We start from the raw sequence: 11,610 nt of genomic DNA on the forward strand, positions 1-11,610 counted from the left end.
ACAAAATCAAGACTACTAACAGTATTGTCGAAAGCAAAAACATGAGAACTACAACAATTGCAAATACAAAATGGAGAACAAGCATCATTATCCTGATTATGCTCTGAACTACTTTTTTCTACAAGAGTATGTGGTAAACTATTAGCATCCTTATCTGCACAAGGCAAGCAGGAAAGCAATAAAAAAACAATTGACAATATCGTACTAGTCCATTTCACAAAAACAAAAATACGCTTTAAAATTAAAATAAAATAAATTTAAAAAGCTAAATATAAGTAAATCGAATATAGTCAGAACCAAATAATTACTCCCAAAGCTTTTTCTGGTGAGGAGTTCTTTTTTTATTAATCCACTTATTCAATTTATAACACAAAAAGGCAGAACCACTACCTACAATTGCTCCAGCCAAAACATCGGTTGGATAATGTACGCCCAAGTACATACGGGAATATCCTACCGCACCAGCCCATAAGAAAGACGGAGCAATAACATACCATTTTGGGTAAGCCATACTCAATGAGGTTGCTGTTGCAAATGCGGCTGAAGTATGAGCCGAAGGAAAAGAATAGCTAGCTTCCTCTGTAACATTATCTATTTCCGGATAAGTAACATAAGGTCTATCTCTTTTGGTAATACTTTTTAACGCCAAAGAGATAAATGTCGAAGCTGCTAAAGATTCACCAATGAAAATTGCTTTTTTCTTTGTAGTACTGTCTTTTTCAATTAATCCGACTGCATAAATAATAATAGGAGTACCAATGCTTACCGGCATGGCACTATTAGTAATCCCAATCATTGTTGATTCGAGATTTGTATTTCTATTTAAATTTATTTTCTTTAAAAGATCTATATCCGAATTTTGGGCATTTGAAATTGAAAAGCAAAAAAAGAAAGCAAAAAGGGGAAGAATTTTAGACATATTGACTTTCTTATTGATTTAAAAAAATCGGCTGTGCCAACTGTCTATTGCGGGAACTTCCCAAGATTCATTAAACTCTTCGATATTGTTAACCAAATTATTAAAGACAATTGTGTTTTCGGTAACTGCTTTGTCTTTTACCATTTTTTTGAAATCAATCAATGGTTTGTGAGCAATGTGTTCTCCCAATTTGAAGGTTACATTCATTTTATCCAACAAATCAACATTGTATTTTTTTTCTAAGCTTTGGATAAATTCAACTGAGGAATCAATCGAACATCCTGTTGCTGCTTGAACTTCTTGATTTACTGATATAATAATAAAACGATTATATTTCAACAAATACGAAGATTCAAGACTAGTTCCGTGTGCCGCCCATTCGTTAAGAAAAGATTGCAAATCAGTTTCGATTTCAGAAAACTCGGCATCCGAAAATTTTCTATTCGATTGATAAATCCAAATTCTAGATTCTTCGGGTAAATTTTCAAAAGGAACGTACATGGTATTTATTATTTAAGATTGCAGTTTTTAACTGCATATTTTTAATTTTTAGCATTTAGCTTCTAATAAGAAATAAACGCAGATTTTTGGTTTAGATTACTTTCTGATGCAAAATAATTTATTCACAACTGCTCATTACAAATCCTGAGCGTTGGCAATCAATTCGGCAATATCCATTACTTTAACATCTCCTTCTCTTTCTTTGTTTTTAACTCCATCAGTCAACATTGTGTTACAGAAAGGACAGCCTGCAGCAATAATATCTGGTTTTGTTTCAAGAGCATCTTCTGTTCTTTCTACATTAATTTCTTTATTACCTGGTTCTGCATCTTTAAACATTTGCGCTCCACCTGCACCACAACATAAGCCATTTGCTTTTGAACGTTTCATTTCAAGTAATTCAACATCCAATTTCTGAATTAAATCTCTCGGCGCTTCATACACATTATTGGCACGGCCTAAATAACAAGGATCATGGAAAGTAATACGCTTCCCTTTAAATTGTCCTCCCTCGATAGTCAAACGTCCTGAATCTAACAATGATTTAAGAAATTCTGTATGATGTACTACTTCATAATGTCCTCCTAATTCCGGATACTCATTTTTTAAAGTATTAAAACAATGTGGACAAGCAGTAACAATTTTTTTTGCTTCATAAGCGTTAAGCACTTCGATATTCATCATGGCTTGCATTTGAAACAAAAACTCATTTCCAGCTCTTTTTGCTGGGTCTCCAGTACAACTTTCTTCTGCACCTAAAACGGCAAAAGAAACATTGGAACGATTTAGTATTCGCACAAATGCTTTTGTTATTTTCTTTGCTCTATCGTCAAAACTTCCTGCACAACCTACCCAAAATAAAACTTCTGGTTGTTTTCCTTGGGCAAGCATTTCGGCCATTGTTGGCACAATTAAATTTTCTGACATAACTTTTGTATTTTTTTCACAACAAAGGCAAAAGCCTTAATTTAGATGTGTTTTATATTTTTTTTTATAATAAAAACGAGATAAGACTAATTTTCGTTTTTCCAATTCAATCGGTCTTGTTGGCTGTATTGCCACGGCGCACCATTATTCTCGATATTGGTCATCATCGCATTAATAGGCATTGGAGCGGCACTTTGTTCCATTACAAGATAACGTCTCATATCCATAATGATAGAAAGCGGACTGATATTTACTGGACATTCCTCTACACAAGCGTTGCAAGAAGTACAAGCCCACAATTCCTCTGGAGTTATGTAATCGTTCAATAAAGATTTATTGTCCGGCACAAAAACACCTTTATTGGCATCAATATTTTTTCCTACTTCTTCTAATCTATCTCTTGTATCCATCATAATTTTACGAGGAGATAATTTTTTTCCTGTTTGATTGGCTGGACAAGAGGAAGTACAACGACCACATTCAGTACAAGTGTAGGCGTTTAACAATTGAACCCAGTTTAAATCCTGAACATCACTGGCACCAAATTTACTTGGAGCTTCATTTTCAGAAACTGGCGCTGCCGCAAATGGATCAGCATTAGGATCCATCATCAATTTTACTTCAGCAGTCACAGAAGCCAAATTATCGAACTGTCCTTGAGGATTTAAATTAGCAAAATAAGTATTTGGAAAAGCCAATAAAATATGTAGGTGTTTTGAAAAATATAAATAATTCATAAAAACCAAAATCCCAACGATGTGCAACCACCAAAATCCTTCATTCAACAACATCACCAATTCATTAGACATTCCGTTGAAAATAGGAGCAATAAATTGACTTATTGGAAAAGAACCCGCTTTTATAAAATGTGAAAAACCTCCAGGTACATTTTGCAAATGAAAATCAGAGGCATTCATTAATAAAAACAAAGTCATTAAAGTAATCTCAAAATACAAGATGTAATTAGCATCGCTTTTTGGCCAGCCTTTTAAATCAGAATGAATAAATCTTCTCAGTTTAACGATATTTCTTCTTATCAAAAATACAGTAACTGCAAATAAGACTAAAAAAGCTAATACTTCAAAAGAGCCAATTAAAATATCATATACAACTCCAATAGGAGCAAAAATTCTATGCGTTCCAAATAAACCATCAATAATAATTTCCAATAATTCGATATTGATGATAACAAATCAGACATATACTATAATATGTAGTATTCCAGCAACGGGTCTTTTTACCATTTTGGATTGCCCAAGAGCAATCATTGCCATATTTCTCCAACGTGCTTTTGCATTATCTTTACGATTAACATCAACACCTAGATTAATATTCCTAATGATTTTTTTTACATTCGAATAAAAATACCCGAATCCAATAATCAATACTATGGCAAATAACACATTACTAAGGTAACTCATAAATACTAGTTTTTAACTTTTGTTATAGAATCGTTTGGAGCAACATATGGTTTGTTTTTCTTACCAAAAACAGAAACATTTACATAACGAGTTGGATTTAATCTTACATCCTGTAAAAGTAATTCCAGCTCTTTGGAAGTTTTTTCTAAATTAGCATATAAGGCTTCGTCTTTCAGCAATTTACCCATAGTTCCTTTTCCAGATTCTAAACCTTTCATTAATCCATCTACCTTACTTAATGTAGCATTCAAATTCCTAACAGTAAGACCTAAATCGGCTTTATTCAATGAATCTGAAATTTTAACAAAATTATCAGAGACTTTATTGAAATTAGAAACCACACCTTTCAGCTGTCCTTTATTTTCATCCAAAATCACATTAGCATTTGAAGCCACCTTATGAAACTGTTCCATAGTAGCACTAAGTTCAGCTAAACTCTTTTTTAAATCTGCTTGTCCTTTTGCATCTAAAACGGAATTAAAACTTGTAATTAATTTATCAGCACTAGTCATTAATTTTTCAACTTTAGTCATGACTGGAGCTGCCTTATCACCTAAAGAAGCCATAAGACTAACTTCAACATTACCCGTTAGATAATCTCCATTTTCGGCGATAATTTTGTCTGTATAATTTGGATGAATGGCAACTTGCTTACCTCCAATAAGACTGGCGTCATAAATTGTAGCCGTACTTGATTTTGAAATTGGGAAATCAGTATCTATTTGTAATTCTACCAATAAAGTTCCTTTTTCACTAATCGTAATAGTTTTCACTTTTCCAATGCTTAGTCCATTGATTGTTACTGGAGCAGAAGGTGCAAGCCCTTCTACGTTTGCATACTCAACATAAAAAGTTTTATAACTATTAAAAAGGTCTTTTCCTTTTAAAAAACTGTATCCCCAGAGGAATAATAAGATTGATGTGATAACTAAAATGGCAGTTTTTATTTCTCTTGTAATTTTCAAAATTTTTGTTTTTTTAATGGGCAAATTTAATATAAAATATTCGAATTTATAAGTATTATTTGATTGCTTCCTGAATGCTTATTTTTTTTCCATTTTTGAATGCGATTAAAAAAGCTGAATTATATCCTTTGGATTTCACATCATTTAATTGGTTCTTGGCTTCTTCATAATCTGAGATTTCACCATACAAATATTTATAAATATTATCTTCATAAACAAGTTTCACATTTTGTAAGCCTTTGAAGTTTTTAGGTTCCAATGCTAACTTTTTTTTACTGGCCGAAAGCTGAATTTTATAAATTGAACCTAGAGTGTCTTTTTTAATGATTCCTTTATCTACTTCTGGTTTATTAACCTCTGGAATTTCAGAACTTTTCACAGGATTTTCTTTAAGGATTTGAGAAGGTTTTTCTCCAAAAGTTTCTGCTCCTCCATCTCCAAAATAATCATATTTATAACTGATTATAGCATTAGCAATAGCTCTAGCAATATCATTTTGCCCCTCTTCAGAATTTAATAAATCACCTTCAACAGGATTAGATATAAAACCAGTTTCAATCAAAACTCTTGGCATATACGCTTTATGTAAAACCATAAATGGTGCTTGCTTCACTCCCCCATGTCTTAATTTCTTACCTAGTTTTGCAAATTCATCTTCTACCTTACCTGCTAATGAAATACTATTATCTAAATATTCTTCTTGCATCAAAGTCATACCAATCATTGTTTCGGGAGAATTTGGATCAAAACCTTCGTATTTTTGCTTATAATCTTTTTCCATTGTGATTACCGCATTTTCTTTTTTGGCAGCTTCGAGATTTGAAGCGATCTTATTCATACCCATCACATAGGTTTCGGTACCATCTGCAGCGGTATTTTTATTAGCATTCAAGTGTATAGAAACAAAAATATGGGAATCAGCTCTATTGGCAATATTGGCACGCTCTATCAAATCTATAAAAACATCTGTTTTTCTTGTGTATATAACATCTATCTTCGGGTACGATTCCAAAATTTTACCAACTTTTAAAACAATAGCCAATGCAATATTTTTCTCTACTCGTCCATTATAATTAGCACCAAAGTCATGACCTCCATGACCAGCATCTAAAGTAACTTTAAAATCATTGGATTGACTATACGAATCGACTGCCAACATCACTAATAAAAATGTGAATGCAATTTTTATTTTTTTTGATATATACATCTATTAGTTAATTTAATTATAAGACTTCCGTTATAAATTTATGATTTGATTATTTTTGCCAAAAAATTATAGTAATTTTGGCACGCGAATATTCGAGTCTTCATTTTACAAAAATAGCATTTAAACCTTTGCATACAAACTTATTTAATATCGTTTTACTATCAATTTTCCTATCTTTAGGATGTTCTAATTTATATTCACAAGATATAAAAAAGAAACAAACAGCAATTCCTTCTAAGAAACAAGAAGTTAAGAAACCGATCCAAGAAGATAATATTAAAAATCCTTTGGCTGAATCACCTACTGACACCATAAAACTAGACACTATTAAGGTTAAAAAAAACTTCCTTAATGGCAAGGTAAAATACAAAGCGGAAAATTATACAAAGATTGAACAGAAAAAGAAACTCATTACTTTATACGATAAAGCCGAATTATATTACCAAGATGTTGAATTAAAATCGGGTATTATAGTAATGGATTATGAAAAAAATGAGGTTTATGCTGGAAGAATAAAAGATTCACTTGGCAATTACACTCAATTTCCAAATTTCAAGCAAGGTTCAAATGTCATCGAACCCGATTCAATTCGTTTTAATTTTAAAACAAAAAAAGCATTAATTTGGAATTCAAGATCTACACAAGGAGAATTTAACGTAAAAGCGGCCATAACAAAAAAAGAAAATGATTCTGTTTATTTCCTAAAAGGAGCACGATTTACCACTTCAAAAGATGTAGATAATCCCGAATATTATTTTCAGACCAATAAAATAAAATTTATTCCTGGTAAAAAGATAGTTACAGGTTTCACCAATATGGTAATTGAAGGAGTACCTACGCCAATATTTTTGCCTTTTGCTTATTTCCCTCTTTCAAAAGAAACGAGTACTTCGGGGATTATATTACCATCTTATAATGATTCCAACGACAAAGGTTTTTCACTTCAAAATGGAGGATATTATTTTGCTTTAAGCGATCATTATAATTTAACGCTACTTGGAGATTACTATACTAATGGAAGTTACGGTATAAATGCACAATCCTCTTATGCCAATCGATACCATTATCAAGGGAATGTCAATATTAGATTTGAGAACAATATCATCAGTGAAAGAGGATATCCAGATTATTCTAAAACTAAAATTTACAACATTCAATGGTCGCATTCTCAAGATTCGAAAGCTAATCCAAATTCCACTTTTTCAGCTTCTGTGAATTTAGGAAGTAGTGAATATTTCAAAAAAACAATTAATCAAATCAATGTAGGATCTTCATTAAACAATACTTTGAGTTCCTCCATATCGTATAGCACAGTATTCCATTCAGTTCCAGAAAGTAGAATATCACTAACTGCGACCCATTCGCAAAATACGAATACAAAAGTGATCAACATGACTCTTCCTACGCTACAGTTTAGCTTAGATCGTATTTATCCGTTCGCAATAAATGACGGAGCAAAAAAGGGAATCTTCAAAAACATAAACCTACAATACAATTTAAACGGAAAAAACAGCTTTGTAACAACCGATTCATTGTTTTTTAAACCTGAAATGTTCCGAGATGGAGAACTTGGATTCCAACAGACAATTCCAGTAAGTACTAACTTCAAAATTTTCAAATATTTTAGCGTTTCTTCTTCTTTAAACTATGAAGAAGTTTGGTATTTCAATACAATCAACAAACATTATGACGACCAATTAAGTACTGTTGTTACCACTGATGTAAAAGGATTTGACTCTTTTAGGACGTATTCTTCTTCAACTAGTGTTGGAACTACAATTTATGGTACATTCAATTTTGGAGAAGACAAAAAAATAAAATCTATTCGACATGTAATGCGCCCAGCTATTTCACATAGTTATACTCCAAGTTTTGAGAAATATTATGACACTTATGCAACTGATGGTAGTGGCACAATGCAAAAAGACTACACTCGATTTGAAGGAGGTATGTATGGTACTCCTGGAATGAATAGTTCTAATTTTGTAGGTTTCAATCTTAGCAATACATTTGAAGCAAAAGTAGCGGATAAGGATAGTACCAAAACTGAAGCTAAAAAAATAATGCTGCTTAATAATTTAAATTTTTCAACCAGTTATAATTTTGATGCTAAAGAACTTGCTTGGGCTCCAGTAAGAGTAAGCGGTGGAACTCAATTTTTTGACAATAAATTGAGTGCAAATTTTGGAGCAACCTTGGATCCATACGCAATTGACAATTCCGGTACTAGAATAAATGTTTATAATATCAATAATGGAGGAAGTCTTTTCAGAATGACAAGCGCCAATTTGACAATGAATTATTCAATATCAAGTTCAAAAGAGAAAAAAGAAAAAGACAAAAACGATCAAGGTAAAAGAAACGGAGGGCGTGAAGATGATTTATTTGGATCAAATATTGATGCTAATAATATTAGAAAAAGCCAGTTTGACGAGGACAATGAAGGAGAAGATGTTGTTTCAGAATTCTTTAGATCAAAATTACCATGGGACATGACATTTGCTTATTCCTTGACGTACGGAAACAATAATAGAGAGAAAAAAATAACTGGAAATTCTATTATGATTTCTGCAAATGCCGATTTAACACCAAAATGGAAAGCAGGAATTTCTACAGGATATGATTTTGTCCAAAAGGGTGTTACCTTTACACAACTTCGTTTTGAGAGAGATTTAATGAGCTGGAGAATGGCTTTCAACTGGACTCCTTTTGGAGATAGTGCCAGTTGGAATTTTTTCATTGGAATCAAATCTGGTGTACTAAGTGACATTAAATGGGAAAAACGAAAACTTACTAATCAATAGAATAACTCTAAACACATAAGTTATGAAAACAATAATTTACACTGAAAAAGCCCCTGCACCAATTGGACCATATAATCAAGCTGTATTAAAAGGGAATACTTTATATACCTCTGGTCAAATTGCACTTAATCCGACTACTATGGAATTGGTAGTAGATAACATTGAATCAGAAACCAAACAGGTGATGGAAAACATGAAAGCCGTTCTTGAGGCAGCTGGAATGACTTTTGAGAATGTTGTGAAAACTACCATTTTCATCATGAATATGAATGATTTTGGAAGCATTAACTCTGTTTATGGATCTTATTTTAATGAAAAAACCGCTCCAGCTCGTGAAACGGTTCAAGTGGCTTGTTTGCCAAAAAATGTAAATGTAGAAATATCTATGATTGCTGTGCTATAGCATTAATCAATAATTGTGCTGTTGCTTCATTAGTTGCCAACGGCACGTTATGTACATCACAAACACGTATAAGCATATTAACATCTGCCTCATGTGGATGACTTGAAAGAGGATCTTTGAAGAATAAAACCATCTGTGTTTTACCTTCGGCAACTCTTCCAGCAATTTGAGCATCACCTCCCAATGGACCCGAAAGCATTCTTCTAGTTTTGAAACCAGCAGCTTCAGCTCTTCCACCAGTTGTTCCTGTTGCAATAAATTGTATGTTTTCTTGCTGTAACACCTCGCGGTTTTTAATTAAAAACTTAACAATATCTTCTTTTTTACCGTCATGAGCAATAATTGCGATTTCCATATTATTAATTATTTGCTACGTGATAAGCAATCAAACCATCAATAGGTCTTCTTAATACATTACCTAATTGTAATTCGTGTTTTTCAAAAATTTCTGCTAATTCATCTTTTAAATAAAAAGCAATAGAACCTACAAAATGTACAGGTACTTCTTTACAATTTTCAAATTGCTTGATATAATTTTTAATGAAAGATTTCATTTCCTTAAAAATTATTTTTCTGCAAAATTCATGGTCTTTATTTTGAATTAAGAATTTCGCGAAAGTGGCAAGATATGCATTTGGATTTGGCTCTTTGTACAACTTATTTTTAACATAATCAGGAGTAACATCATACTCTTTTTCAAAAACATCAGCCAACTCTTTTGGCATTTTATTAAAATAGTATTTTCTGATTAATTGTTTTCCAAAAACATTACCACTACAATCATCCATAACGATATAGCCTAATGATTGCACTCTTTGTTCTAAAACTTTGCCGTCAAAATAACTGCAGTTTGAACCGGTACCCAATATGCTCACAATTGCTTTTTCACCTTTTGGAGTTGTAGCAAAAACAGCTGCATAAGTATCTTCCTCTACAACTACAATTGCATTTGGAAAATAAGTTTTAAAAATTTGAGAAAGCATGCTTTTCATTCTTTCTGTACCACAACCAGCACCGTAGAAAAACAAATGTGTGGCTGTTTTTTTATTTTGTAATATATCAAAACGGTCATTCAAGCGATCAACGATCTCATCACCGTTTAGAATCTCAGGATTTAAACCTAATGTTTGTGTGGTAAACATAACTTTCCCATCATCATCTATTGCAATCCAATCTGCTTTAGTAGAACCACTATCAACTATTAATTTCATATTATTTGGTTTATTGGTTATGAATTTTGTTCCTCATTTTAAACACCTCCTGTGAGAAAAACATTTAATAGAACAAAAAAATAAAATCCCATTAATTTTACATAATGGGATTTTGTAAAAAAATATAGATTATTTTAAACCTGCAATATGTACAGATAAATCAATCAATTTACTTGAATATCCATATTCATTATCATACCAAGATACAAGTTTGAAGAAAGTTGAATTTAAACCAATTCCTGCAGTAGCATCAATGATTGAAGTTCTTTTATCAGAAATAAAATCCTGAGAAACAACAGCATCTTCAGTATATCCTAAGATACCTTTCATTGTTGTTTCAGAAGCGTTTTTCAAAACAGCCATAATTTCTTCGTAAGAAGTCTCTTTAGCAACTTTTACGGTTAAATCTACTGTAGAAACGTCAGCAGTAGGAACACGGAAAGCCATACCAGTCAATTTTCCATTCAATTCTGGAATTACTTTCCCAACAGCTTTTGCAGCACCAGTTGAAGAAGGAATAATATTTATTGCAGCAGCACGCCCACCTCTCCAGTCTTTTCTAGAAGGACCATCAGCAGTCATTTGAGTTGAAGTTGTAGCATGAACAGTTGTCATCAAAGCCTCAACAATTCCAAAATTATCGTGAATTACTTTAGCCAATGGAGCTAAACAGTTTGTAGTACATGAAGCGTTAGAAACAACAAGGTCTGAAGCTTTTGCAGTTTCGTGGTTTACTCCCATTACAAACATTGGAGCATCTGCAGATGGAGCAGAAATAATTACTTTTTTGGCACCACCTTTAATGTGCTCATTTGCAGTTTCAATAGTTGTAAAGATACCTGTACATTCAGCAACTACATCAACATCAACTTCATTCCATTTTAAGTCAGCAGGATTTCTTTCAGCAGTGATACGGATATTTCTTCCGTTTACATAAAGTTTTCCTTCTTTTACTTCTACAGTTCCGTCGAAACGACCGTGAACTGAATCATATTTTAATAAGTAAGCTAAGTGATCTACATCTAATAAATCATTGATTGCAACTACTTCTACATTATCTCTATTGAATGACTCTCTAAAAACGATTCTTCCAATTCTTCCAAATCCGTTTATTCCTAATTTTACTTTTGACATTGTATTAAATTTAAATTATTTTTTTTATTTTATTTTTCTTTCTTTAAATTGACATGATATCAGAAACACGTAGTAATTCCATGTCGATTTCACTATGACCTTTTATTGCTTGTTCTAG

11 protein-coding genes and 1 pseudogene are annotated in these 11,610 nt (G+C 32.2%); 2 read left to right on the top strand and 10 right to left on the bottom strand.

The features are described from left to right. The 7 genes and pseudogenes from VFS71_RS12710 to VFS71_RS12740 all read right to left on the bottom strand — a co-directional run. A partial coding sequence (locus tag VFS71_RS12710) for a DUF6660 family protein (RefSeq protein WP_326401668.1) occupies positions 1 to 218 on the bottom strand: 218 nt, incomplete at its 3' end. Positions 219 to 304: 86 nt separating this feature from the next. Beyond that, on the bottom strand, positions 305 to 796 hold the full coding sequence (locus VFS71_RS12715; protein WP_326401669.1) for a phosphatase PAP2 family protein: 492 nt from the start codon (positions 794 to 796) through the stop codon (positions 305 to 307). 141 nt (positions 797 to 937) lie between these two features. Then, positions 938 to 1,420: an ABC transporter ATPase gene (locus VFS71_RS12720; protein WP_326401670.1), complete on the bottom strand. Its 483-nt coding sequence runs from the start codon at positions 1,418 to 1,420 to the stop codon at positions 938 to 940. 135 nt (positions 1,421 to 1,555) lie between these two features. Further along, complete coding sequence (locus tag VFS71_RS12725) at positions 1,556 to 2,347, bottom strand: (Fe-S)-binding protein (protein WP_326401671.1); 792 nt, start codon at positions 2,345 to 2,347, stop codon at positions 1,556 to 1,558. Positions 2,348 to 2,433: 86 nt separating this feature from the next. Continuing rightward, positions 2,434 to 3,768: pseudogene (locus VFS71_RS12730) on the bottom strand (4Fe-4S dicluster domain-containing protein). Between the two features lie 5 nt (positions 3,769 to 3,773). Continuing rightward, positions 3,774 to 4,733: an MlaD family protein gene (locus VFS71_RS12735; protein WP_326401672.1), complete on the bottom strand. Its 960-nt coding sequence runs from the start codon at positions 4,731 to 4,733 to the stop codon at positions 3,774 to 3,776. 55 nt (positions 4,734 to 4,788) lie between these two features. Next, positions 4,789 to 5,940, bottom strand: coding sequence for an N-acetylmuramoyl-L-alanine amidase (locus VFS71_RS12740; protein WP_326401673.1), 1,152 nt, complete (start codon positions 5,938 to 5,940; stop codon positions 4,789 to 4,791). Between the two features lie 77 nt (positions 5,941 to 6,017). Here VFS71_RS12740 and VFS71_RS12745 point away from each other — a divergent pair, with 77 nt between their 5' ends. Continuing rightward, a complete protein-coding gene (locus VFS71_RS12745; protein WP_326401674.1) occupies positions 6,018 to 8,744 on the top strand; it encodes a putative LPS assembly protein LptD in 2,727 nt (908 codons plus the stop codon). Positions 8,745 to 8,766: 22 nt separating this feature from the next. Then, entirely contained in the window at positions 8,767 to 9,147 is a 381-nt protein-coding gene (locus VFS71_RS12750) for a RidA family protein (RefSeq protein WP_326401675.1), read from the top strand. Here the strand turns inward: VFS71_RS12750 and VFS71_RS12755 are convergent. The 3 genes from VFS71_RS12755 to gap all read right to left on the bottom strand — a co-directional run bounded on the left by VFS71_RS12755 (position 9,128) and on the right by gap (position 11,492). Continuing rightward, positions 9,128 to 9,502 (bottom strand): methylglyoxal synthase, encoded by a 375-nt coding sequence (locus VFS71_RS12755; RefSeq protein WP_326401676.1) that lies wholly within the window; start codon positions 9,500 to 9,502, stop codon positions 9,128 to 9,130. The two genes, VFS71_RS12750 and VFS71_RS12755, sit on opposite strands and share 20 nt — an antisense overlap. A 4-nt stretch (positions 9,503 to 9,506) precedes the next feature. Beyond that, on the bottom strand, positions 9,507 to 10,358 hold the full coding sequence (locus tag VFS71_RS12760; protein WP_326401677.1) for an N-acetylglucosamine kinase: 852 nt from the start codon (positions 10,356 to 10,358) through the stop codon (positions 9,507 to 9,509). Between the two features lie 129 nt (positions 10,359 to 10,487). Next, complete coding sequence (gene gap / locus VFS71_RS12765; protein WP_326401678.1) at positions 10,488 to 11,492, bottom strand: type I glyceraldehyde-3-phosphate dehydrogenase; 1,005 nt, start codon at positions 11,490 to 11,492, stop codon at positions 10,488 to 10,490. Between the last annotated feature and the right edge of the window lie 118 nt (positions 11,493 to 11,610).

It is taken from the genome of Flavobacterium sp. (genome assembly GCF_035760125.1).
GTDB lineage: Bacteria > Bacteroidota > Bacteroidia > Flavobacteriales > Flavobacteriaceae > Flavobacterium.

Coding starts and splice junctions, on each gene's coding strand:
- VFS71_RS12760 (WP_326401677.1), bottom strand. CDS start 10,358: ATGAAATTAATAGTTGATAGTGGTTCTACTAAAGCAGATTGGATTGCA.
- VFS71_RS12755 (WP_326401676.1), bottom strand. CDS start 9,502: ATGGAAATCGCAATTATTGCTCATGACGGTAAAAAAGAAGATATTGTT.
- VFS71_RS12720 (WP_326401670.1), bottom strand. CDS start 1,420: ATGTACGTTCCTTTTGAAAATTTACCCGAAGAATCTAGAATTTGGATT.
- gap (WP_326401678.1), bottom strand. CDS start 11,492: ATGTCAAAAGTAAAATTAGGAATAAACGGATTTGGAAGAATTGGAAGA.
- VFS71_RS12740 (WP_326401673.1), bottom strand. CDS start 5,940: ATGTATATATCAAAAAAAATAAAAATTGCATTCACATTTTTATTAGTG.
- VFS71_RS12725 (WP_326401671.1), bottom strand. CDS start 2,347: ATGTCAGAAAATTTAATTGTGCCAACAATGGCCGAAATGCTTGCCCAA.
- VFS71_RS12715 (WP_326401669.1), bottom strand. CDS start 796: ATGATTGGGATTACTAATAGTGCCATGCCGGTAAGCATTGGTACTCCT.
- VFS71_RS12750 (WP_326401675.1), top strand. CDS start 8,767: ATGAAAACAATAATTTACACTGAAAAAGCCCCTGCACCAATTGGACCA.